Annotated in this window: 18 protein-coding genes; 13 read left to right on the plus strand and 5 right to left on the minus strand. The window is 44.7% G+C overall.

The features are described 5' to 3' along the window. The first annotated feature begins 1,367 nt into the window (after window positions 1-1,367). Both OCU35_RS16830 and OCU35_RS16835 read left to right on the plus strand, forming a co-directional pair. Window positions 1,368-3,122 carry a sodium:solute symporter family transporter gene (locus tag OCU35_RS16830; RefSeq protein WP_261825995.1) on the plus strand — a complete coding sequence of 585 codons (1,755 nt, stop codon included), beginning with the start codon at window positions 1,368-1,370 and terminating at the stop codon, window positions 3,120-3,122. A gap of 409 nt (window positions 3,123-3,531) precedes the next feature. Further along, the gene (locus OCU35_RS16835; protein WP_261825996.1) at window positions 3,532-4,734 is read left to right on the plus strand and encodes an ammonium transporter; all 1,203 of its coding nucleotides are present in this window, start codon (window positions 3,532-3,534) and stop codon (window positions 4,732-4,734) included. A 77-nt stretch (window positions 4,735-4,811) separates the two neighbouring features. On the opposite strand, the gene OCU35_RS16840 is transcribed toward OCU35_RS16835, so the two are convergent. Next, window positions 4,812-5,987 carry a patatin-like phospholipase family protein gene (locus OCU35_RS16840; RefSeq protein WP_261825997.1) on the minus strand — a complete coding sequence of 392 codons (1,176 nt, stop codon included), beginning with the start codon at window positions 5,985-5,987 and terminating at the stop codon, window positions 4,812-4,814. Window positions 5,988-6,437: 450 nt separating this feature from the next. On the opposite strand from OCU35_RS16840, the gene OCU35_RS16845 reads away from it, so the two are divergent. The 6 genes from OCU35_RS16845 (at window position 6,438) to OCU35_RS16870 (ending at window position 14,679) form a co-directional block, all read left to right on the plus strand. Next, on the plus strand, window positions 6,438-8,087 hold the full coding sequence (locus OCU35_RS16845) for a hypothetical protein (RefSeq protein ID WP_390208485.1): 1,650 nt from the start codon (window positions 6,438-6,440) through the stop codon (window positions 8,085-8,087). Window positions 8,088-8,321: 234 nt separating this feature from the next. Then, window positions 8,322-10,460, plus strand: a complete 2,139-nt coding sequence (locus OCU35_RS16850; protein ID WP_017027890.1) for a carboxylesterase family protein — start codon at window positions 8,322-8,324, stop codon at window positions 10,458-10,460. Between the two features lie 84 nt (window positions 10,461-10,544). After that, a complete protein-coding gene (locus tag OCU35_RS16855) occupies window positions 10,545-12,002 on the plus strand; it encodes a phospholipase D family protein (protein ID WP_261825998.1) in 1,458 nt (485 codons plus the stop codon). An 88-nt stretch (window positions 12,003-12,090) separates the two neighbouring features. After that, window positions 12,091-12,939: an outer membrane beta-barrel protein gene (locus OCU35_RS16860; RefSeq protein ID WP_261825999.1), complete on the plus strand. Its 849-nt coding sequence runs from the start codon at window positions 12,091-12,093 to the stop codon at window positions 12,937-12,939. 69 nt (window positions 12,940-13,008) lie between these two features. Next, entirely contained in the window at window positions 13,009-13,452 is a 444-nt protein-coding gene (locus tag OCU35_RS16865) for a hypothetical protein (protein WP_065210583.1), read from the plus strand. A gap of 72 nt (window positions 13,453-13,524) precedes the next feature. Continuing rightward, window positions 13,525-14,679: a winged helix-turn-helix domain-containing protein gene (locus OCU35_RS16870; protein WP_261826000.1), complete on the plus strand. Its 1,155-nt coding sequence runs from the start codon at window positions 13,525-13,527 to the stop codon at window positions 14,677-14,679. Here OCU35_RS16870 and OCU35_RS16875 read toward each other — a convergent pair. The 3 genes from OCU35_RS16875 to OCU35_RS16885 all read right to left on the minus strand — a co-directional run bounded on the left by OCU35_RS16875 (window position 14,665) and on the right by OCU35_RS16885 (window position 19,136). Further along, complete coding sequence (locus OCU35_RS16875) at window positions 14,665-15,453, minus strand: polysaccharide lyase (RefSeq protein WP_261826001.1); 789 nt, start codon at window positions 15,451-15,453, stop codon at window positions 14,665-14,667. The two genes, OCU35_RS16870 and OCU35_RS16875, sit on opposite strands and share 15 nt — an antisense overlap. 339 nt (window positions 15,454-15,792) lie before the next feature. Then, window positions 15,793-17,496, minus strand: a complete 1,704-nt coding sequence (locus OCU35_RS16880) for an autotransporter assembly complex protein TamA (protein WP_261826002.1) — start codon at window positions 17,494-17,496, stop codon at window positions 15,793-15,795. A gap of 146 nt (window positions 17,497-17,642) precedes the next feature. Then, on the minus strand, window positions 17,643-19,136 hold the full coding sequence (locus OCU35_RS16885; RefSeq protein ID WP_261826003.1) for a DUF1254 domain-containing protein: 1,494 nt from the start codon (window positions 19,134-19,136) through the stop codon (window positions 17,643-17,645). Window positions 19,137-19,250: 114 nt separating this feature from the next. Between OCU35_RS16885 and OCU35_RS16890 the strand changes: the two genes are divergently transcribed. The 5 genes from OCU35_RS16890 to OCU35_RS16910 all read left to right on the plus strand — a co-directional run bounded on the left by OCU35_RS16890 (window position 19,251) and on the right by OCU35_RS16910 (window position 23,651). Beyond that, on the plus strand, window positions 19,251-20,189 hold the full coding sequence (locus OCU35_RS16890; RefSeq protein WP_261826004.1) for a LysR family transcriptional regulator: 939 nt from the start codon (window positions 19,251-19,253) through the stop codon (window positions 20,187-20,189). Between the two features lie 101 nt (window positions 20,190-20,290). Beyond that, window positions 20,291-21,037, plus strand: coding sequence for an amino acid ABC transporter ATP-binding protein (locus tag OCU35_RS16895; RefSeq protein WP_026012837.1), 747 nt, complete (start codon window positions 20,291-20,293; stop codon window positions 21,035-21,037). Then, window positions 21,037-21,834: an amino acid ABC transporter permease gene (locus tag OCU35_RS16900; RefSeq protein WP_261826005.1), complete on the plus strand. Its 798-nt coding sequence runs from the start codon at window positions 21,037-21,039 to the stop codon at window positions 21,832-21,834. Before OCU35_RS16895 ends, OCU35_RS16900 begins: the two co-directional genes overlap by 1 nt. Window positions 21,835-21,846: 12 nt before the next feature. Next, the gene (locus OCU35_RS16905) at window positions 21,847-22,656 is read left to right on the plus strand and encodes a transporter substrate-binding domain-containing protein (protein ID WP_261826006.1); all 810 of its coding nucleotides are present in this window, start codon (window positions 21,847-21,849) and stop codon (window positions 22,654-22,656) included. Between the two features lie 77 nt (window positions 22,657-22,733). Continuing rightward, entirely contained in the window at window positions 22,734-23,651 is a 918-nt protein-coding gene (locus OCU35_RS16910) for an amino acid ABC transporter permease (protein ID WP_261826007.1), read from the plus strand. Between the two features lie 74 nt (window positions 23,652-23,725). Here OCU35_RS16910 and OCU35_RS16915 read toward each other — a convergent pair whose 3' ends face one another. Then, complete coding sequence (locus OCU35_RS16915; RefSeq protein WP_261826008.1) at window positions 23,726-24,286, minus strand: amidohydrolase family protein; 561 nt, start codon at window positions 24,284-24,286, stop codon at window positions 23,726-23,728. Window positions 24,287-24,361 lie beyond the last annotated feature (75 nt).

The raw sequence follows: 24,361 nt of genomic DNA on the forward strand, positions 1-24,361 counted from the left end.
TTAGTTGTCGGTTGAATAAAGACGCTCAGTGCGCTCTAAGATCCTGAGTCGAGCTCAGGATGACGGAATGGTTGAGTGTTGATGTTGGAAGCGATACTGATGACATACAGGGGATAGTCACTAACCTGCTTCACACACTCTACACGCAAACTCTATCATTTACTCGCACTTCCCCGGGTACAATCTCAGCCCCACACCCCGTCATACTGGAAGCTATGAAATAGCTATCCAGTATCTTAGGTACTTCAGGGGTTAATTGTCGGTTGAATAAAGACGCTCTGTGCGCTCTAAGATCCTGAATCGGGTTCAGGATGACGGAATGGTTGAGTGTTGATGTTGGAAGCGATACTGATGACATACAGGGATAGTCACTAACCTGCTTCACACTCTCTACACGCAAACACTATCATTTACTCGCACTTCCCCGGGTACAATCTCAGCCCCACACTCCGTCATACTGGAAGCTATGTAATAGCTATCCAGTATCTTAGGTACTTCAGGGGTTAATTGGTCAGCGGAATAAAGAGACTCACTGCGCTCTAAGATCCTGAATCGAGTTCAGGATGACGTTATGGTTGAGTCTTGCTGTTCAAATCGATACTGGTGACATGGCTTAGGAAGTGCCCTTCTCCACATACAAACTCAGCCCCTCATACCGTCATACTGGAAGCTATGCAATAGCTATCCAGTATCTTAGATACTTCAGAACTCGACCGTGTGTAGGGCATTATTAACTTTGTGCGGCCTTAGAGGCTGAATCGAGTTCAGGATGACGATTGGTTACCTACTAGCGTAGAGAGGTGACCCATAAAACGGATTTTCGTACGGAGAATAAAGCTAGAATCGATCACACAATGTACGAGTTGTTCCTTAACTGACAAGCACATCAAACTTCAAACTCTAATACCAGTATCGATTGTGACATCTACAAGTTAACAGCGCGTCATTTTGGCGTAAGCCATGTCCGTAGAGAACACAGACTGACCAATATACCCGCTCATGAAGCGCATTATTAAAGTGCGACAGCATCTGCAGATGATCTTTCCTGCAAACTCGTAAATTTGGTCTAACCTATTAACTACTAAACTATTTTTGGTACTTATAAAATCGAGTTTAGCAGCCCAAAATAGTGGTTACATTTTGTAATACTAAAGTACTTTCGTATTTGGCATATAAGTAACCAATAATGGGATTGCAAACACTCAAATACAATTTAAGTTATTGTTTTTAATAAGAAAAAGCACTAAAATACACCCCAAACCAAAAACGTGCTCTAGATCACGTTAGGTGCATATTGTAGTACAAATAAATCACGAAAAACGCTATATTATTCGCAGTTAATCTAAAGACCTTTAAGGCTGAAAAAAATGACTATTGATACTTTTGTTGTTCTCGCCTACTTCTTCTTCTTAATGGCTATTGGCTGGATGTTTAGAAAGTTTACAACATCTACCAGTGACTACTTCAGGGGTGGCGGTAAAATGTTGTGGTGGATGGTTGGTGCAACCGCCTTCATGACACAGTTTTCAGCATGGACGTTTACGGGAGCCGCAGGACGCGCGTTCAGCGACGGTTTCGTCGTTGTTATCCTATTCCTAGCCAATGCATTTGGTTACTTCTTGAACTACATCTATTTTGCTCCGAAGTTCCGTCAACTTCGTGTAGTAACCGCTATCGAAGCAATTCGTCAGCGTTTCGGCAAAACTTCAGAACAGTTCTTCACTTGGGCAGGTATGCCTGACAGCTTGATTTCTGCTGGTGTATGGTTGAACGGTCTTGCTATCTTCGTAGCAGCTGTATTTAACATCCCAATGGAAGCAACCATCGTAGTTACCGGTTTAGTTCTCATGTTGATGGCTGTTACTGGTGGTTCTTGGGCGGTTGTTGCATCTGACTTCATGCAGATGCTAGTAATCATGGCTGTTACAATTACTTGTGCAATCGCTGCATACTTTGCAGGTGGTGGTCTAGGAAACATCGTAGACAACTTCCAAGGCGACTTCATGCTGGGCAACAACCTTAACTACGTGAGCATCTTCATCCTTTGGGTTGTGTTCATCTTCGTTAAGCAGTTCGGTGTAATGAACAACAGTATCAACGCATACCGTTACCTATGTGCTAAAGACAGTGACAACGCACGTAAAGCTGCAGGCCTAGCTTGTATCCTTATGATTGTTGGTCCACTAATCTGGTTCCTACCACCTTGGTACATGGCAGCTTTCCAACCTGACTTTGCGGCACAATACGCTGTAATGGGTAACAAAGCAGGTGACGCAGCATACCTAGCATTCGTACAAAACGTAATGCCTGCTGGTATGGTTGGTCTACTAATGTCAGCAATGTTCGCGGCGACTATGTCTTCAATGGACTCTGGTCTTAACCGTAACGCTGGTATCTTCGTAATGAACTTCTACAGCCCTATCGTACGCCCTCATGCGTCTCAGAAAGAGCTAGTAGCAGTGAGTAAAGTGACTACCATTGTAATGGGCTTGATCATCATCGGTATCGGTCTGTTCATCAACTCACTGAAGCACCTAAGCTTGTTCGACATCGTACTTAACATCGGTGCGTTGATCGGCTTCCCAATGCTTATCCCTATCCTACTAGGTATGTGGATTCGCAAGACTCCAGACTGGGCTGGTTGGGCAACGCTAATCGTTGGTGGTATTGTTTCTTACATCTTCGGTATCGCACTAACTGCAGACGACATTCAAAACGTATTTGGTCTAGAGCATGCTCTAACTGGACGTGAGTGGGCTGACCTGAAAGTTGGTCTAAGCTTAGCAGCACACGTAGTGTTCACCGGTGGTTTCTTCATCGCGTCTACTCTACTGTACAAAGGCCTATCGCCAGAGCGTGAAGCTGAAGTTGAGCAACTATTCGTTAACTGGAACACGCCTGTTGTTTCAGAAGGTGAAGAGCAGCAAAACCTAGATACTAAACAACGTTCTATGCTTGGTAAGCTAATCAGCACAGCTGGTTTTGGTATCCTAATTATGGCTCTTATCCCGAACGAGCCGACTGGACGACTATTGTTCCTACTATGTGGTTCAATCGTACTAAGTGTTGGTATCCTACTTGTTAACGCATCTAAAACGGGTGCAGTGAAACAAGCCGCTTAATTCCCCCAATAATTAAGCGATAACTCGAAGCCCTGGCTATTTAGCTGGGGCTTTTTGTATTTGTTCGCTTTATACCACTCGTAACCATTCACCACATTTTTGTATTACGAACCTCACTGCACCAGATCACAAATCCGATTTGCACCAACATGACGCACCATATGCGTGCACACCGAGCTGCTTGTGCACTAAAATCATGCAATTCATCGTTAGCAGTGAATGCTTGAATAGTGCACCTCCTGCAATTCCCTCCTCAACACCTTCAATTAAAACCTCCGAAATCTCACTAAATACGGGCTTTGCACTCTTTTTGCATTCAGTTTGTTATTTTCCTTACTTATTGCACCAAAGTTGGAATGGTTCTTGCAGAAAACTATTGAGAAACTTAAACACCTTTGGAACTATTTATATGGACAACATTAGTCAGGCAATCGATGCCGTAGCACAAAGCGCAGACACTTTATTTATTCTTCTTGGCGCGATCATGGTCTTGGCCATGCATGCAGGTTTTGCTTTTTTAGAAGTTGGTACGGTTCGTCATAAGAACCAAGTAAATGCCTTAGTTAAGATCATGGCTGACTTCGCTCTAGCGGCAGTGGCGTACTTTGCTATTGGTTATCAGATTGCTTATGGGCAACACTTCTTCGTGAGCGTTGAAACGCTGACAGAAAACAATGGATATGAACTGGTTAAGTTCTTCTTCTTGCTGACCTTTGCTGCTGCAATCCCTGCGATTGTTTCTGGTGGTATTGCAGAGCGCGCTAAGTTCCGCCCTTTCCTACTTTCTTCGGCGTTAATTGTTGCTTTTGTTTACCCATTCTTTGAAGGCGTCATTTGGAATGGTAACTTTGGTTTCCAAGATTGGTTGAATAGCCAGTTTGGTGCAGAGTTCCACGACTTTGCAGGCTCCGTTGTGGTGCACGGTATGGGTGGATGGCTAGCATTAGTAGCAATCTACTTGCTAGGTTCACGCCAAGGTAGAAAGCCTGGTATTGCGTTTGCGCCTTCCAACATTCCGTTCCTAGCACTGGGTGCTTGGGTACTGACTGTTGGCTGGTTCGGCTTTAACGTTATGTCAGCGCAAACGCTAGATGGCATTAATGGTTTAGTTGCAGTAAACAGCTTAGCCGCCATGGTGGGTGGTACTTTAGTTGCGCTGATTGTTGGTAAGAATGACCCAGGCTTTATCCACAATGGTCCTTTGGCTGGCCTAGTTGCTGTCTGTGCCGGCTCTGATCTAATGCACCCTGTTGGCGCATTCATCGTTGGTGGTGTTGCTGGCGCTTTGTTTGTTTGGGTATTTACTCGTCTTCAACGCAGCAGCAAGATTGATGATGTTCTCGGTGTTTGGCCTCTACACGGCTTGTGTGGTGTTTGGGGTGCTATTGCTGCGGGTATCTTTGGTTTACCAGCATTAGGCGGTCTTGGCGGTGTTAGCTTCATGTCTCAAGTTGTAGGCACTTTGGCGGGCGTTATCGTTGCTGTTGTTGGCGGTATTATCGTCTATGGACTGGTCAACAAAATATCTGGTTTACGTCTTAGCCAAGAAGATGAATTTATTGGTGCAGACCTTGCTATCCATAAGATTGGTGCAACCAACGCTGATAAGTAATTTTTAGAACCTTCAAGTAACGAAAACACCCTCTTTGCCACTATATACGTATTGGCTAAGAGGGTGTTTTTATATACCTACTGGGGTACTTCCGTTTCCCAAAGTTCTCCAGTGACGGCTTTATCGTAACCGTACTGATAGATAGCCTTCATGTAATCAAGATCAAACAAGTCTTTAGATTGCTTAGCCTCTGAAAAGTCTTGGTCAATGTAAGTAAACTGCATTTCTAAACCATCTGTCTCACTCAGATACTTCATTCGATACATATCGCCGCGAGTCTGCATCATAGTTAAGCCTGATAGGCTCTTAGTCAGCAAGGCAACACCTTTATCGTTTACCGGTTTGTATGGAGACTTAAGCAGTCCATTACGAATTACATCAAGTTGTGGCGTTGCTTCCAATCCAAGGCTCTCAGATACCAACTGGTAGTCAAAGCTAGAAGGGTTATAGAACACTTGCGCCGCCAATCCACCATCTACGTGCATTTCTTCTAATACGGTTTGCTCATCACGAACATTGAAGAACTGCGGTGGAAATACGCCAGGAATCGAAGCACTGCTTGCTAATACTTTGTGTACCAGTTCCACTCTGTTTGGAAGTTCGCTATTTGCAATAGCGCCCAAATTCCAAACCATTAATTCCCCAGAATCAAGATGTGTAGAGCCTATAAATATACGTTTGCCCTTCCTATGTTGTAGCGCAATTTTATCTATCATTTCCTCAGGGTAAGATTTGGCAATAAATTCAATAAAACTATCACCATCGGTAAACGCATCCTTGAAAATCGTATTTAAAAAATTCTTTTTGCCCAACACTTCTTTATCATTAATGCCTAAGATTACGTCTTCCAAACGTTCTACTTCATCGCCACCAACAAAGACAAAGGGAGCGATCAATGCTCCAGCACTAATTCCAGTGATAACAGAATAGTCTTTAAGCTCACCTTTATCAGCAAGCCCCATCAATACACCTGCGCCAAATGCGCCGTTAGCACCACCACCGGATAGAGCAAGAATATTTAGAGTGTCACCCTTAACTGTAATCGGTGTTGTTTGAGTATTTTGGTCATAGAGAAAATCTGGCTTCTCTGATGCCCAGAAACGCAAAGGTTCTTCAAACTTTACATTGGTATCCAAGGTTACTTCCTTATAGTTGTCTTCAGTAACACGCTTATCCAAAGTGTGTGTAGTGCTACAGGCCGCTACAGAAACGGACAGTAGTACAACGGTGAGAATGTTTGATTTACGCGTCATGGCAAGCCTCTAAGGTTTGTCGATAAAAATGCCACCAGCAATTTATTGGCTGTGGCTTAACTGACGCGAATAATAATTGAACGTTACCAGTAGTAATAATCGCCAGTGTAGGACATAACCCTACAATTCAATCTGCAGAGCAATATTTAAAAACACTCCACATACTATTTTTCAAAAATATTCATGCTCTTCCCCTAGTTTTTATTCCCTCTTTATTAGCAAGCGCCCTTTTTTGTTATTGGAGGGTTGCGTCCTACATATGGGATTAATACAAACCGTGATTTGCCTCTAATATCCGCTCCACAGTTAATTTATACGGCAATAACCCACACGGTTTTCCTGGCTAACGGTCAGTGAGTGGACTTGTCATTCCGTCGAACGAAGGGTGTTCGATGAAAAGTTTAAATTTCTGAATGCTCATAGGTTTGAGGTTCTGACAAGTAAAAGTGAATATCAATGTTTAACGTATTAAAACAAGTAGCAAAACGTTCTGTTCTTACCATCATTGCTTCAGCGATGCTGGCCTGTTCTTTTAATGCAATGGCTGACAATGCGATTGCGTTCAACCCAGACCTAAAAGGCAAAGAGATCTTTGCTCATTATGGTATCGATAACGACCTGCCAAAACTGGGCATCAGTTCTTTGGCTTTGGATGAGCAACTTGTTGAACAAGTTGATCGTACGATCAAGATCGGTGACGAATCTCGAAAATCGTCTGTATACCTAGTAAAAAGTACTGACCAGAAAGGTAACATTGACCTTCGTATTAAACATGATGCAAGCAAACTAGATAAACATTTTGATGCTATAGAAGAGATTGAAAACAGTACTCGCACTCAATACCGCCTTCGCAACTGGGCGCAGAGCTACGATCCTTCTTCCATTGAAGCGACCGAGCTAGAAAATGGCCATGTGGTTATTTCTTTTAACTACTCAAAATACGGTTTACCACAAGATATTGCTTACTTCCGTTTTATGAAAGTAGAGGTATTAATCGTTGATGGTCAACCAAAGCAAATGGTCATCAGCAACCGCTCTCCTTTTAAATTGGATGGCTACAACATTGAAACTTATCGCCAGCAGATCAACTTCATGACTTTAAAGTCAGGCAAATTACTGATGGTAGAAAAGCGTGTTGAGAAAATTGGTAAGAAAGGCAAAAAACCGGTAAACATCCTAGAAACCGTGGTGCCAATTGCGCTATATGATGGCGACGGCGTAGATATTATCGATGAAGCTCGTCTGACAGAGGCCTCTGATCCTCGTCTTATTGAAGAGCGTGTTGAAGTAGATCGCGTCTTCCCATTAATGGGGGATATGGTCGTTCGTCAAGGTATCGATCTACCTCTGCCTTTCGGTATCTCTATGGCATACCGAAACCAAGACATGACCTTACCGACAAATGATTTCATCATTGGTGGTGTGCGACTCAATGAGTTTTTCGATCCAGAAGATACGTTTGCTACTGTGACAGCGGAGTCTCTCACGCTTCGCGGTGACGTTAACATCCTACCGTTTTGGAACGTATTTGGTTACGTAGGGAAAATCAACGTAAATGCAAACGTAGATGCAGGCTACACAGGCGCAGCTGGTGAGAAAATTCAAGAAATGCTGAATGACAAAATGCCAGGTTTAGGCGACGGGTTCTGTGAGAGCTTGGCTGTCGCGTGTAACCCTGGGCGCCTTAACGTACCACTAAAACTAAAATATGACCTAGTTGGTGTCGGTACCACTCTATCTGTAGGTTATAGAGAATTCTTTGCATCGGTAACAGGTACGTACTCAACTACTCGTATTGAAGGTGGCGACAGCTGGGGCGATGGCATCATTACTGTACAGCCAATGCTGGGCTATCAGCTAGTTGATTACCGCGCACAAATATTCGTAGGTGCTGAATACCAAGGCCTGAAATCTCGCATGCAGGGTACTGTTGTTACAGATAGCATCGAATTTGACTACGACGTTGGCGTTGACCTTAACCAATGGGCTGCTCTAGTAGGCGTCAATAAACAGTTTGGAAAGCACTACCAAATGTCTTTCCTATTCAACAAAGGTGAAACGCGCGACTCAATGACTTTAAACCTTGGGTACCGCTTCTAGCCTCCCGCTTAAATAAGAATAGTCCTCGCTCGCAGCTTGAAATAACAAGCTGCGATAAACGTAGGATTCAATCCGACATAAGCGATTCAACGAATCATGAATCGCAACGTACTATAACGCCTAAGAAACAGAAGTTCGAATAGCGCAAAGGACTGAGAGCGCCAAATTCGATTGTTTACATAGCGGCGTTACTTAAAAAGTACTCCAAACTGAATATTGAATGTGGAAAAAATTATGACCTTATTACACCGTTCTCTAGTTGCTATCGCAATCAGCGCATCTCTTGCAGGTTGTTACACCGACGTAGACGCTACCGTACCGATGCCTGAGAACCCAGAGCCAATGCAGCCATTGCCAGCTGAAAAAATTTCATTAGAAATCGGCGACTCAATTATCGATGCAATGAAAGAATCTGTGGTTATTACAACACTTGAAGGTGAAGAGAAGCGCGTTAACGTTGAGACTTTTAAAGGCATCGAGTACGCCACACAAACTCGCTTTGCGCACAGCATCACAAAAGAGCTAGAAGAAAACGTTAATGCCACGGCATTTGGCGATGCATGTATGCAAGTTCGTTCAACGATACAAGACCAAAGCGAAGACTGCTTGAACCTAAACATCTGGCGTCCTGCTGGCGCTGATGCAGGTGAAAATTTGCCGGTATACGTGTTTATTCACGGTGGTGATTTTGAATATGGTTCTGGTTCAGAAGTACTAGTTCACGGTGATACTGTGGTTGCTCAAGGTAGCGATGACAGCAAGCCATTCATCTACATTAGCTTGAACTACCGTTTAGGTCAGCTAGGCACGCAGTGGGTTAAAGGCACTAATGTTGACGGCAACTATGGTCTTGGCGATCAAAAGCGCGCTCTTGAGTGGGTGCACGACAACATCGCAAGCTTCGGTGGTGATATTGACAACGTAACCGTTATTGGTCAAGGCTCTGGCGCTATGTCTGTTGGACTTCTACAGCAAGATGACAACATCTCTGGTAACTACTTCCAGCGTGCAATCATGCAAAGTAATCCGTATGGCTTTGAATACCCAAGCTATGACGTTGCTAAAGACCGTAGCCAAGAGTTCACAGCTGAAACCTCAATTGATGAGATCATGGCATCACAAAAAACGGCTCTTAATGGCCTTGAGCAGCTAAAGAACTGGTTACTGAGTTCTCTTTCACTTTCAGTTTCAGTACCGGTTCCTCTAGTACCTGATATTGAGATAGGTCCAAAGTCAGACAACACTCCGATGTCTACATTGATGCCGTTTGCTCCTTACATACAGTGTGAAAAAACCAGTCTACTCGGCTCTTGCAGCGAGTCTGCTAAGTCTCCAATGCAGACTGAGCTCACTGTACCAAGTGTACTAGGCAACAACGCAAGCGAAGCAAACAGCTTTGGTATGTTGTTCAGCGTGACATTCTTGATTCCAACTATCATCGAACTGATTACAGATGAGGAACCTGCTCTTGTAGAAAACGTTGAGCCAAAGGCTTTAGCTATGAATCTAGTTGAGTGGTTAGACGACGCAGAAAACCAAGCTAAGGTAGAGCGAGAACTAAGTCAGATGGATACAAATGACCTTGCGACAAACGCTGGGTTGTCATTAACAGCGTACAGCGCCGTAACACAGTTGTTCTGGGGCCTTGATACATTTATCGACATAGATGATGCGGCTTTGGACTGTCTATCAGAAGAAGATACTCTAGGGATCCTTAGTTGTGTTGTAGCCGCAACTAGCATTGAGCTGACAGGGCATGACGAAGTCAAAACAGCTCTTAACCTAACAGACTTCTACCCTAACTCAGAAGCGGCTTTAGGCGGTGCAACGGCAAACATGGCACAGTTTAAAACCATGCTAAACGATACGCTGTTCAACGGCCCAGCACGTCATATGGCGGCAAACAGCACTGAAGCTGCGACTCTATATCGCTTTGACAAAAAACCTAGTTTCAACATGTGGAACTACAACACAGCGCAAGATGAAGAAACTGGACAGTACGGTGAGCTTTCAATCCTAGACCTATTCAAGACGATTGGTTGTATCAGCGGTGCATGTAACGGCTCAGAACTGCCATTTATGTTCAACAAAGCAGTACGCTTTGATGGTAGCGAGATCCACCCAAACACAGGCGAGAAAGCATTAATGAACGAAATGTCACGCCTATGGTTTAGCGAAGAATTGTTTACTAACTACCAGTACAGCGATTCTGCTGACAACGTGCTTGTTATCGAAGCGGAAGGCTTTAGCGACACTACCACTTACGATTGGGACTACGTGACGAACCCTGGTGTTGATCCAAAGCTTCGTCAAGGTCGCCTAACCGGTTTAGAAGAGCAAGGTCTTATGCCTTGGCAGTGGTACCTAAACTAAGCACATCCGAGATTCATCCTACTGTAACGGCCAGCTTGCTGGCCGTTTTTATATCCAGATTTCACGATTTAATGCAGGTTTATTATGACACTTAGCAAACTAAAGACAGCGTGCGCCTTTATGCTGGTTGCTTTGGTCACAGGATGTGCCCAGCCTTTCCCTGAAGTGGAACAAAGCTTCGAAGCAAGTTGGAAAACCGAAGAATATCAAGCCGAGGCTTACCTAATTCCAACCGCAGATGAAGCCTTTGCACGTCGCGTTGACCTTGTGCGCAATGCCACAACGTCTATCGATATGACCTATTTCTCTTGGGACAAAAACACCCTTGGTTTGATGCTTCTTGATGAACTCAAGCAAGCGGCTGATCGTGGCGTTCAGGTACGTCTTACGCTTGATGACCTATTGATCTTTAACGAGAAATGGCTTGCGGAGCTTAGCAAACATGACAACATTCAGATCAAGATATTCAATCCTTTCAACTCAAGAAAAATAGGTTGGATTGGTCGTGTGTTCGACTTCGCTGGTAATCAAAAACAGCTAGATAACCGTCTACATGAAAAGTACTTCAATGTTGATCACCACTCGATGATCCTTGGCGGCCGAAACATTGGTGATGAGTATTTTGGATTCAATAAAGACGCAAACTTCTTTGATATGGATACCCTGTTCACAGGTGACATCATCAAGCCGTTCGCCAACAACTATGAATCCCTTTGGCACAGTGAGTACGTGACACCGATCAATGAACTCATCTCTGTAAAACAGGGCTCGGATTTCGCGACGTTTGACAAAGCGTATGCCAAAGCTAGCAAAAAGAACCCTGAAATATTGGCGGTTATTGAGCGCAGTGTCGATCAACTAGAGCAGCCAAACGCCATCTCTGTTGAGGTTACACCGGTATTTGATTCGCTTCACAAGCTACATGACAACAAGCCATATTTCAGAACTCGCGCAGAGCGTACCATTGGTGAATATTTAGATAATGCTAAAACCGCTATTATCTCAACGCCTTACATAGTGCCGTCAGACGGCGAGTTTAGAACCATAGATAGGCTCACAAACAACAACACTGACGTTACGCTGATCACTAACTCATCAGCATCTAATGACTCAGGCTTTATACCTGCGTATTACGAAGAACATCGCACTACATTGCTAAAAAAAGGTGTGAATCTTTTGGAGTACAAAGACGACGCGATCAACGAGGATCACTACTACCATGCGGACACTTACTATCACAACAAGACCGTCATCTTAGATAGCAAACTGACCTACATAGGTTCATCTAACTTCGACCCTCGTTCTGACAATCTAAATATCGAATTTGGCGTGTTTGTTCACAGCCCTGAATTTGCCAAGCAAATCGAACACTACTTATTAAGCAAGAAGAAAGAGTTGTACTGGCAGGTAGCCCTGAACAAAGAGATGAAGCCTGTTTGGTATTCAGGCGATACTGTCACCATCAAAGATCCAAACTACAGCAGTATGCATAAAGCAACCAATTGGATATTCCGAAAGATGAATGGCGAGTCAGAGCTTTAATCCCCCTTAACTTTGCAGTGCTTGCGCTCTCGATGAGAGCGCACACGTTTAACTGTTTGTAACTTAACGAGCGCAGAGGTAAAGGCCGGTGAAGGGCGTTTTCTTTTCAAATCGATTAATTGCACTATTGTGCTCAGCCTTGTTCACTCCAGTGACTTCTGCCGGAAGCTTTGAGATTGAAATTGGTGCCTTCTTGTCCAAGACCAGTACTGACATCGAGGTATTTGACCCCCTACACCAAGAATATGTCGACCTTAATTTTGAATCGGAACTGAACCTTCCCCATGATGATGTTCTGCCCTATCTAAATCTTGAATATCGCTTTAACAGCAACCATCAGATTTATTTCGATTGGCGCAGCCTACATCGGAATGGGTATCAAGATTATGTCGCACGACCTTTTCAGCTTACGCTTGAGGGGCACACCTATACCATCGGTGGCGAGGCTAACCTGCTCACCTCACTCAATATAGATATTATGCGTCTGGGTTACGGTTATCGTTTTTACAACTCTGAACATTTGGATGTCCACTTTTTGGCTGGCTTTCATGTCACCAAGCTAGAGCTTGGCATGCGCGGAGAAATTGACGTAGAAGCCCATGAAAATGCATCCTCCGAGGCAGCGTTAGTCGCAGAGGGCTTTGATAGTGGCATAACAGCTCCATTACCCAATCTCGGATTTTTGGTGGAGCATAAGATACGCGATGACATTTTGCTAAAAAGCCACGTTCATGCCTTTTATTTACAATACGATGAGATCTCAGGCTGGATGTATGAACTGGAAATGGCAGCACGCTATTACGTTACCGACAACTTTAGCGTTACCGCATCGTTTAACTATTACGATCTGGGCGTAGGATACGAAGCTGAGCATACTAGCCTAAAGGTAGACTATCGATTCTTTGGCCCAATGTTGAAAATGGCTTATCGTTTTTAATCGCTGTATGTAACCCGTACTATGCTTTAAAATCCGCTATCACTATGTTTCGTCAATAAATTAAACACTATGATCGATAAAGAGCAATTACGTCAAAGCTTATTAAGCACCCTAAATCGTCAACGAGAAATTGCCTTGGCGGCTGCAGAAAGTGCTCACGATGCTGCCACACATGAACAAAGCGTCGCTGAAACCCAATACGACACCGTAGGGTTAGAAGCAGCATACTTAGCTCACGGTCAGTCCCAGCGGGTAGCAGATTGCGACGCCATGATAAACCAACTGAGTTCAATGGTGTTTCGTGATTTTGATGAAGATGACGGGATAGATATTGGCGCACTAGTGACTATCGACAATAAAATGGTTTGCTGGTTTTTACCTATTTGTGGTGGCTATAAGCTTGAACAAGATGTCGTGGTAATTACGCCACATTCCCCACTAGGGCAAATGCTGGATAGCGCTGAATTAGAAGAGAAACTACAAGATGGCCGAGTCATCACCGATATTCGCTAACGCTTTGCGGCTTGTGATCTCGACCTATACTCACTAAACAAGGTCTCACTCCCATGGATAAAGCGCGCCTCTATGATTCATCTATCTCAATCTGAAGCGCAAAAACTCGCGTTGCTTTCCCAAGGGTTATGCTCAGCCACTCCCAAAGGAGTGGTTGCCACAAACATTCTTGGTTCAATCCAACAAATCGGCTATGTGCAAATTGATACCATCTCAGTGGTTCAGCGCGCACATCACCACGTGCTTTGGAGTCGTAACGCAAAATACCAGCCAGCACATCTCGATCAGTTAGTCGCCAGTAAAGACCTATTCGAATATTGGTCTCATGCGGCTTCTTATCTTCCGATGAAAAACTTTCGCTATACCCTACCCCGCAAGCGCACCTTCAGGTCGGGACAGCAAAAACATTGGTATAAAAAAGATGAAGCACTGATGCGTAGCGTTTTAGATAAGATCAAAGCCGAAGGTCCTTTAATGGCGAAGGACTTTGAATCAAAGGTACTGAAACACACCGGATGGGAAAGCAAACCCACCAAGCAAGCGCTAGAGCTTTTGTACATGCAAGGCGATTTGATGATAGCCGAGCGACGTAACTTCCATAAGGTGTACGACTTAACAGAGAGTGTTCTGCCCGATGATATAGACACATCTATGCCATCCGAAACAGAATACGGTGAGTTTCTTGTACTTAATTATCTAAAAGCGCACGGCATAGGCACCCTTTCAGAAATGTCGTATCTGCTCAATGGTTCAAAAGCCTTAATCCAACAATCGTTAAATGAGTTATTAGAATCAAAGCAGATTGAGCAGGTGTCGGTGATAAATCAACAGTTTTACACGACAACCAGTTCACTAGAGCGACTCAACAAGCGGCTGTCGCGAAACAGGGTTCACCTACTCTCTCCATTCGACAATGTGCTTATTCAAAGAAAGCGAATTAGTCAGCTGTTTGATTTTGACTACCAGTTAGAGTGCTACGTTCCTGCTGCCAAGCGCAAATTTGGCTACTTTTGTTTACCGATCGCCTGGGATGGGAAGCTGATAGGAAGAGCAGACTGCCGTGTGGAAAAATCCACATCTACATTGCAAGTGACCAACCTGTATATTGAAAAAGCATTCACCCACCGAGACAATTTTGATGAAGCCTTAGCCAAAGAACTCCGCGCATTCGCCACATTCAATCAGTGCACAAGCTATCAAATACTTAGCTGCTCAACGCTCACTTAGCAACGCTCGATGATAGTCGTCGAAATAGATTTGAAAGGTATTTGGCGTGTCATCACGATATATTCCCATTTTAAAATAGGGCCCAATGCAATCGCGATAGCTTGTTGCGCCTTGGTGGTTAACTACTTCCTCTCCATCAATAGAGATTCTTAAATAACCGCTATCTTGATAAGTCCATTTCACTTGTACTTCGAAGGTATACCAGTGATTCCTCTGTACAGACTCACTGTGGAAGTGTTGTGTTCGGTTCATACCTTGTTTGTTGTGTTTATTAATGGCGAGATCGCTCGTCTGACTGCGAATAAGAAAGCGGTCGTTACGAAGCTCTATACCCAGGTTTGGGCTTCGGCTTATTTCACCTAGATGAAGGTCTGGAGTGCCATGCCATTGCGCAATCAACGCTCGTACATCGGCAAACTCCCATTCATCGGGTATCAAAACTTTGAAACGGTAGTACATAGGTTCTTCAAATGGCGCTTTATAGCGCTCATAGACCTCCGCCCGAAAATGCTCTCCAGAGCGAGTTTCATAGGCATCACCTTCCCGCAGCGTGACTCTTAACGCAGTGTTATTCTCATTTAAAGGATCATCCACTATTTGAGCTGAGTGCGCTTCAGAGAAATGCCGTCCCCAGCCTTCTAAACTTGAAAAGTCACTCGTTCTGCTTTGTTCAGTGCTGTCGTTTTTCTTATTTTCAAGGCACTGCAAATCTTCTATCGCATAGAGGGGCGTCGAAAGCATACCAATGACAAGCAAAGCAGTTTTTAGCAGCAAAATGAGCTCCTTTGGGAGTGGCAGTCATGTACAAATCTTGTTGTGTCAATTTATCATGAGCTAACCTGTGATTGAACTTGTTAGCTCACCAAGTCTATGTTTTAGGATAGATTCCCGACCAGTGTGCTGGCCCAGAAAAGCCCTTGGGAATGACCCGTGCGTTCGAGTTGGCTTAGTGCCCCCGTCGTCCCCGAAGTGTTTTATCGGGGACCTCTTCAGTTGAATTGCACAGAAACAGATTCCCGACCAGTGTGCTGTCCCAGAACTGGCCCAGAAAAGCCCTGGGGAATGACCTGGGCGAGAATGACGCGTACCAATACCTTGATTCTATAAACCGCCCTAAAACTGCGCACCAAGGGAAAGGTAAACCTTCCACTGATCGCCTCTATCTGCGTCCAACCCGTGGGCCACATCGAGTTTGATCGGCACAAAGCCAGATTCCCAAATCACACTAAGCCCCGTCCCCACCTTTGCATCAAACTTAGATTCAAAGGCATCACCGACATCCACAAAACCGCCAATCCAAAACGCATCCAATATACGATGTTGATATTCAAGGCCTGAGCTCAACATATAAGGAGCACCTTTAAGCTCTCCATTCTCATCCACCGGAGAGATGGACTCATAATCATACCCTCGCAGGCTACCGTCGCCACCAGCAAAGAAACGCAAAGAAGAGGGAATATCTGATAGGTCATCAGAGATATTTGCCCCCATACTTACTCTAAAATTGAGCCTTTGATTATCACTGATAGCCCATGACAATGCCGTTTCTCCAGTTAGGCGTAATATCTGCGTATCTGACACCACACGAGAATCAGAGTACTCAATGGCGTAAATGTGCTTGTGTTTAATTCGCTTATTGTCTTGCTGCTTATCCACATAAGAGAATGAAATCCCTGGCATCAATAGGCGAGATAAACCCTCATCCATCGCCTGTTGATAGTCCTCATACAAGAACTTTACATATACAGTGCTCTGCCAGTCATTGTCTAGCTTCCAGTGCTTTTCAAAGGTAAGGTCGCTTGCAAGACTTAACGTATCTAGATAGTCCAAATGCGTCGTTTCAAACTTGATACCGTAGTAGTCATTTAGGATATCTCGCGTCGGGATCTTGTAGCCCAGCAATAATGACTGCTCGGGTTGTGAAACACTCACGGCACTCTGGAAGCTATGTCCTCTAGCGTTATACCACGGCTGAGCCCAACCCAATGAAACCCTTACTCCCATATCAGAGGAGTAGCCACCACCGACTTCAACAATATTTTTCGAGCGTGGTGCAACGGTAACCTCTACTGGCACTTCCAGTTCGGCTGTTGAAGCATAATTCGGATGAACATCGATGGCGCTAAACCACCCAGTTTCAGAGAGTGACGTTTGATATTCACTGAGCTTCACCACATCAAACGGTTCACCTTGCTCAAAGTCTTTAAGATTAACCAGTCGTTCATCTTCGATCTGGCTATTCGAGATGCTGGTATCTCCAAAATAGTACTGTTCACCACTATTAAAATGAATACGGATATTGGCTTCGTTGGTGCTGGGTATGACCTCCAGACGTGTCATTGTGAATTGACCATCCAGATAACCGTGGCTCAAGGCAAAGGATTGAATCTTACTCTTCAGGCTATCGTACTCTTGATGGTGCAAGGCTTGGCCCTGCTTGAGGTTGCTTTGCTCTACTATCTTCAATAACTCAGGATTAGTGGATGCTTGACCCGATACAATAATATCGGACTCTTGGATAGTAGTGATAGGGCCAGTGGAAACCTGCAGTTTTATCTCTTTGTCATCGACACGCATCAGTTTAGCGGTTGGATGATAGTAACCAAATGGATTAAGGGCTTCGTTGACGATTTTAGTCAGTTTTACATTGCCCATTTTGGTCATCGAATCACTGTCCAGAGACTCCAGATGATAGGTCAGGTTTTTTTCTAAAGGCTCAGGCAAGCCAGAGATGGAGATTTTATTTGCAGGGGCGCTGTAAACCGAAAAAGGGATGCTCACAAATAAAAGAACAACCCACTGCGTTAATTTAACCACACTGCCCCCTCTTCAATTCGCGAAAAGAGACAATGTAATAGCAACGAGAAAATGCCGTTAATCGATGATGACGTACGCAACCCTACAAAAGAAAAGACCCTGACTTTCGTTAGGGCCTTTGATAGCTAATTGACTAGCGGGGTGGCTTACTTAACCAAGGTCACATCCGTTGGTTTCCATGACTTATCAAACCACGCTTCTGTTGGGCCATACATACGGAAGATAAGGTTGAATCCTTTGCCTTCAGTGGTCTGTACCCAGTTGCCTTCAGCGCCTTTTGGAGCCTCTGGTGCAAAATGGATAGTTATAGAGCCATCAGCGTTCTTTTTCACGCCTTCCGTCAACCCATCAATACCTGCTTTGACTTGATCGGTCTCCAACATAGAGCGCGTCTGGTTATCGTAAATCATGAATGACCAGAATTTAGTCGCTGGTGCGTTAGCTGGCAACGTTACAGTGTAATGTTTGTTACCGTCCAAAACTTGGCCTTCGCTATCAATTGTCGCTAGCAAGTAATCTGAGCCTTGACCCGGAGTAGACGCCACCATATCTGGTGTAATCCCCGTTGCCATAAAGTGGAACGTTGCGCGCATTTGGGTATCCACAACACCATTTTCGTCTTTAAATTCATGCCCAGACACTAACGGTGTGAACCATTTACGGTCGTCGTATACCATCTGCTCTTTAGTTGGCGCATAGTAATAAGAGCGTGCTTCTGCCGTGGCAATCTTCGCCGCTTCTTTGAACACTTCTTGCTGGTATTCGTTAGGCTTAAACTCTTGTCCCTTTTCGATACCCACTCGCTTAGCTAGTGACAGCCATTCACCATCAAAGATCTCTGTTGGCTCGTACTGAATAAGTGTGTTGATCTCGTCATAGAAAGACTCATCCATAGCGTGGACCGTATTGTATTGCACGCCAGAAATGTTCATAAATTCGGTCTTCGGCTCCATACCGTAAGGGTATAGTTTCATTGTATCTTTCAGCTTCTGAACGTCAGCTTCAACATTATCTGGGGTAGTAACAATGCGCACTAGCAACCAATGCTGGTAACCGTCGGTTTCCACTGGAATCATCCCTTCAGGGATCTCTCCAGTGTATGAGCTATGGTAGATAAAGTATTTCCCACCCTTCCCCTTATCTTGTGGGTGAGTGACACCAACGCGAGAGACAAATTTAAAGGCAGCGTTATCTAACAAGCCCAAAATTGGCGTGCCTACTTCGAGAACAACAGGCCCATTCTTAACATCAATCTCACTGGTGACATAAGGCGTAGTGGTATTTGCTGTCAGCCATAGGCTTTTCGCATTCAGCATCTGTTCAGAGATAGCAATAGTTTGGTTAGGCACCATTCCTACGCTTTCATGACCAGCCAACAAGCCCTGAATAGAAGCAACAGGTATGCCAGAAAGAAACACTCGAACCGCATCCGCAACATCAACAAAGCGGTTTGCTTTAAGTGTAGTGTCTGCACTTGGAGCGCCATCGGTGTAACTTAACTCGCCCAAATATTCCGATTCAACGTGATCTGGAGTAATGATACTCGCAGGTACTTTCGCTTCGTATTTTGCAGCGGATGCCACTGAAGCCATCGTTAATCCTGCGGTCGCAATCATCATCGCTTTCATTATCTTGTTCATATCTTAACCCTCAATTGGTTACTTCTTAACTGTATGAAGCAATCATATTCAAGCTTGCATTTTGCGTCCAATTACTAATAATCAAGTATAGTTATGATTTAAAGTGATATTACTATGGGTAAATTAAAATCCCTGTCTAGAATCGACCTTAATCTACTCGTCATTCTCGACTTACTGCTAAAAGAAAGAAACGTGTCACGGGTCGCCGAAGAGATCTACCTTACCCAGTCGGCGGTAAGTCGATCTTTAAAGCGCTTGCGAGAAGCCTTTGATGATCCGCTATTCACCAGAACTGCCAAAGGGCTAATACCCACACGCAAGGCTCTAGAATTAGAAAAGGAGCTGAACAAGATACTGCCGTCATTACAGCAATTATTTGATGCAGAAGAATTTGACCCTAAACAATGTGACGATACCTTCTCACTGTCACTGCCCACCTTTATGGGTTCGACCTTAATACCTAAGCTATACACACATTTATCAGAGCATGCGCCATTGGCCGCCATTGAGGAGACGCCAACAAAGGCCAACCCCTTTCAGTTGCTCGATGCCAATAAACTAGACTTTGCTATCCACTATGAACCGACTCATGATCCTAAGTATCGTTCTGAGAAACTAGGCACGCTTTACCCTGTTCTATACGTGAAAAAGAATCACCCGTTAACCAAGCTAAAGCACCCAAGCATAGCTGAGGTACTCAACTACTCGCTTATTGGTATGACTATCGAAGATGACAGGCAGCTCTCGTTTCGCTCGCCGATCACTCAGATCTATCAAGACCTGTTGCAAACGCAAGACAAACCCAAATTAAGAAGCTCGCAGACGCTGACCTTGCTGGAGATTACTCGAACCACCGACGCTGTGTTGTTTGGCTCAAATGGATTAAAGAAAATGGCTAACTTTAATGACGAGTTTGTAGAGATATATTCATTGGAAGAACACGCCAAGTACCACGTACCCATGTTCCTGATTTACCATAGTCGGCACGAAACAAGCCCCGCCCATCAATGGTTCTATGAGCTATTTAAAGAGTCGGTTTTAGAGATCGTTTAGTGCTTTACATCTCATGAACACTTTTTGAAGTTCTCAATCCCACCAAATTCATGTGCATTGGAGTGTCTAAATTGATAAGGTAATTTATACATGCACTATCAATGAATAATAGTTTGAACAATCAACAAGGAATGGTTAAGTTTCAATCACTTAACAAGTGGTATGGCGACTTTCACGCCCTAAAAGACATCGATTTATCTATCCACAAAGGTGAGATTGTTGTTGTCTGCGGTCCGTCTGGCTCCGGCAAATCAACCCTGATTCGCTGCATCAATCAACTTGAGCCTTTTGATAACGGAGAGCTTACAGTGCTCGACCATACTCTGCCCTGCCAGTTTAAAAATCCAGGCAAGGTTGGGATGGTTTTCCAACACTTCCACTTATTCCCACATCTAACCGTTCTAGAAAATCTCACACTAGCGCCAATACGCACGCTGAAAAAAAGTAAGCAAGAAGCGGAAGAAATCGCGATGCACTATTTAGAACGTGTGCATATTCAAGAGCAAGCGCTCAAATACCCCGTGCAGCTTTCTGGTGGACAACAGCAACGTGTCGCCATAGCACGCTCTTTATGCATGAAGCCTGAGCTATTGTTGTTTGATGAGCCCACCTCAGCCCTTGATCCTGAGATGATCAACGAGGTGCTCGATGTGATGGTTGACCTTGCTAAAGAGGGCATCACTATGGTGTGCGTTACCCATGAAATGGGCTTTGCTAAAAAGGTGGCCGACCGTGTTATTTTCATGGATGAGGGCCAGATAGTGGAATCAAATAGCCCACAGGCTTTATTTGAAAACCCGCAACATAAGCGCACTCAAGCCTTCCTCAAGCAGATCTTAAGCTACTAATGTTTGGCCGTATCGTTAAACCCACCCTCTCCGCCATAGTGCAAATCATTGTTCTAGCCTTAGCTGTTGCTTGGATATTGGATTCTGGCGCGCAAGCCATGGGATACCGTTGGCAGTGGGATAGAGTGCCTGATTATATCGCCTTTTATGAGGATGGAGAGTGGTGGCCAGCAGAGCTTTTAGAAGGACTGTTAGTCACAATACAGATTTCGATGATTTCTCTGGTTGCCACGCTGGCAATAGGTTTAGTCACCGCGCTTCTAAGAAACTCTAATTCTGTTGTGGGTAGGACAATAGCAACGGGCTATGTTGAACTGATCCGCAACACGCCGCTTCTTGTTCAAATCTATCTTTTGTATTTCGTGTTTGGCCCAGTCATTGGGTTAGATAGATTCAGCACCGCAGTATTAGCCCTAGCGCTGTTTCAGGGGGCCTATACTGCGGAAATTTTCCGAGCAGGGCTTAACAGTATTGAGCGGGGGCAGTTTGAAGCGGCGCGCTCTCTAGGTCTATCCCGAACATTTACCTTTTGGGACATTATCCTCCCCCAAGTTATTCAAAGGACATTGCCTCCCTTAACCAACGAGGTGATCTCCCTTATCAAAAACTCTTCTATTGTTAGTGTTATGGCAGTGTTTGACCTAACAACGGAAGCCAGAAACATTGTTTCTGAAACCGCGATGCCATTTGAGATTTGGTTCTCTGTGGCGATCATTTATCTCGCTCTTACCCTTTCACTCTCTGCCATTGCCGCTTGGCTTGAACATAAACTTGGAGCCAACTGGCGAACCCAATAAGGACTATTCAGCATGAAGCTATTTAAAACCGCTATCACCGCTCTACTAGCACTCGCAGTTAGTCTGCCTGCGTTAGCCTCACAAACGCCAAATCTAGATAAGATCAACGATAGAGGCACCTTGCGAGTCGGCATGTCGACCTTTGTCCCTTGGGCCATGCGCAATAAACAAGGGGACCTCATCGGTTTTGAAATCGATGTGGCTAAGCGCTTAGCCGCCGATTCGGGTTGGAAAGTAGAGTTTGTGCCTACCGCGTGGGATGGCATTATTCCATCGTTGCTATCGCAAAAATTTGACGTGATCATCGGCGGTCTGTCTATCACCGAAGCTCGCTCAAAAAGCGTTCTATTTACTCAGCCTTACTCACATTCGGGCGTGCAATTGGCTGCAAGTAAAGAGCTTGCAGAAGGCTTTAGCAAGATCTCTGACTTTGATTCTCGCCGAGTGAAAATTGCCGCTCGTCGCGGCGCATTTACTGTTCAAGTAGCGCGCGAAACTTTCCCTAAAGCGAAGGTACTTCAGTTTGATGACGATGCTCAGGCATTCCAAGAAGTGTTAAACGGCAATGCGCATGCGGTGATTGCATCTAGCCCAAAACCAGAGCATGAAGCGATCAAAAACGCAGATTCTTTGTTCATTCCCTTTACTGAGCGCCTATCAAAAGGCAATGAAGCCTTCGCTGTGCGCTTAGGGGAAACTGATAAAACGGAGTTTTTTAACGAGTGGATCAAAGCTCGCACTGAAGATGGTTGGCTAGAAGAGCGCTACGAATACTGGTTCTCTACCCTAGATTGGCAAGACCAGATCGCTCAAGGTCAGTAATTGCCACTATTAATGGGCTGAGCTAGATGACAAGCACAGCCCATAATCCACAGAAGTAGAATTGAAATAGGAATAACGTGAGTAGTACCAGCCCATCCATTACCGCAAAACCTGCCGTTTCTAAGCGCTATTGGTATCAACGTCTCAATCTATTGGACGGTGTATTGCTGGCTATCATTGGGGTGTTCATCGCTTGGCTATACTACCGCTCGGCTGTGGGCATCAACTATCAATGGCGATGGGCTGACGCCTTTAGCTTGATTTTTATTCCGCCCTCGGAAGGCAACATCCCCTATTTCTTTCAAGGTCTGGTGGCAACACTGCGTCTAAGCCTGTGGAGTATGGTACTAGCCCTCTCCTTTGGTACTCTGCTGGGTGTTGCTCGACATTCAAAGCTCGCAGTGTTCAGAACACCCGCCCTATTGTTTATTCAACTTGTGCGCAATATTCCGCCGTTGGTGTTTGTGTTCATTTTTTACTTCTTCATATCCAATCAGCTCATTCCGCTACTTGGCCTGCAAGGTCTACTTCGCGAACACAATGGCGACCTTAATGCTGTGCAGCAGTTTCTCTTTGGCCCTGCTAACTTGTGGGAAAACTTAGCCTCGGGAGTCATCTGCATAGGCTTGCTATCATCGGCTTATATTGCCGAGGTGATACGAGCTGGATTAGAAAGTATCCCCAAGGGGCAATGGGAAGCGGCGGACTCTTTAGGTTTGTCTGGACTCGACAAATATCGATTTGTTATCGGGCCGCAAGTGCTCACAGCGATCACCCCACCTTTGGCCGGGCAAGCGATCTCTCTTGTCAAAGACACCTCCATTGTGTCCTTGATATCCATACAAGAGATGACCTTTGTAGGCACTGAAATGGCTAACTCATCAGGATTGATTTTCGAGATTTGGTTAATTGTGGGTGCTGTATATTTCTGTCTGTGCTTTGCTCTGTCTCGTCTATTTAATCTCATTGAGAAGCGCTCTAGAGCTTATCTTTAGTTACAACGGAGTCATCGCTTATAAAACGCAAAACAGGCCACTGATTAGTGGCCTGTTTACTAAAGAGACATCCGTTATTTAGAGATGCTATTGCGGATCGCTTGTCCTGGATACACGCCCTTCAATACCTGCGAGTCTTTAACCACAACATAAGGGATACCCGTAGACGGCAAACCCGGATCTTTTAGGGTTGAGTTGTCTTGCACAGTTTCAGGGTCAAACAAAGTAATGTCCGCATCTGCACCTACTTGGATACGCCCTTTATTCGCCATTTGCTCAACACCATTTTCTTTTAGAAACTCTGCTGGCATATAAGACATCTTAGAGATAGCCGACATCAATGGCATCAGATTGTCTTCGCGGACCATTTTTAACACGCGTGCTTGTGTACCTGCAGCTCTTGGGTGCCCTTGCAGCCCTTCATATGAAGTGTTCCAGCTATACGCCATCATGTCGTCTGATTTCATCAGCGGGAATGAATCACTACCAATGATTGTCGATTCATGGGCTAGCGCTAATTTTAGGTCTTCATCCGTCGAACCGGTGAAGGTCACACTCGCCGATGGGTTTTCCTTTAGTGAGAGGTTACCTGCCAACGAAACCCTAAATGCACTGCGAACCAGTCGCCAGTTCATACTAAAATCCCTTGTAGCAGAAGGATTTAAAGAGAAGCTTCTACTCTCTGCCAGCCATGATGAAATAGAACAACT

The organism is Vibrio breoganii, from assembly GCF_024346795.1.
In the GTDB taxonomy this organism is placed as follows: Bacteria; Pseudomonadota; Gammaproteobacteria; order Enterobacterales; family Vibrionaceae; genus Vibrio; species Vibrio breoganii.

Excerpts from the sequence above, each read along its gene's own strand:
- OCU35_RS16830 (WP_261825995.1), top strand. The coding sequence starts at position 1,368 with ATGACTATTGATACTTTTGTTGTTCTCGCCTACTTCTTCTTCTTAATG.
- OCU35_RS16835 (WP_261825996.1), top strand. The coding sequence starts at position 3,532 with ATGGACAACATTAGTCAGGCAATCGATGCCGTAGCACAAAGCGCAGAC.
- OCU35_RS16840 (WP_261825997.1), bottom strand. The coding sequence starts at position 5,987 with ATGACGCGTAAATCAAACATTCTCACCGTTGTACTACTGTCCGTTTCT.
- OCU35_RS16850 (WP_017027890.1), top strand. The coding sequence starts at position 8,322 with ATGACCTTATTACACCGTTCTCTAGTTGCTATCGCAATCAGCGCATCT.
- OCU35_RS16855 (WP_261825998.1), top strand. The coding sequence starts at position 10,545 with ATGACACTTAGCAAACTAAAGACAGCGTGCGCCTTTATGCTGGTTGCT.
- OCU35_RS16865 (WP_065210583.1), top strand. The coding sequence starts at position 13,009 with ATGATCGATAAAGAGCAATTACGTCAAAGCTTATTAAGCACCCTAAAT.
- OCU35_RS16870 (WP_261826000.1), top strand. The coding sequence starts at position 13,525 with ATGATTCATCTATCTCAATCTGAAGCGCAAAAACTCGCGTTGCTTTCC.
- OCU35_RS16885 (WP_261826003.1), bottom strand. The coding sequence starts at position 19,136 with ATGAACAAGATAATGAAAGCGATGATGATTGCGACCGCAGGATTAACG.
- OCU35_RS16890 (WP_261826004.1), top strand. The coding sequence starts at position 19,251 with ATGGGTAAATTAAAATCCCTGTCTAGAATCGACCTTAATCTACTCGTC.
- OCU35_RS16895 (WP_026012837.1), top strand. The coding sequence starts at position 20,291 with ATGAATAATAGTTTGAACAATCAACAAGGAATGGTTAAGTTTCAATCA.
- OCU35_RS16900 (WP_261826005.1), top strand. The coding sequence starts at position 21,037 with ATGTTTGGCCGTATCGTTAAACCCACCCTCTCCGCCATAGTGCAAATC.
- OCU35_RS16905 (WP_261826006.1), top strand. The coding sequence starts at position 21,847 with ATGAAGCTATTTAAAACCGCTATCACCGCTCTACTAGCACTCGCAGTT.
- OCU35_RS16915 (WP_261826008.1), bottom strand. The coding sequence starts at position 24,286 with ATGAACTGGCGACTGGTTCGCAGTGCATTTAGGGTTTCGTTGGCAGGT.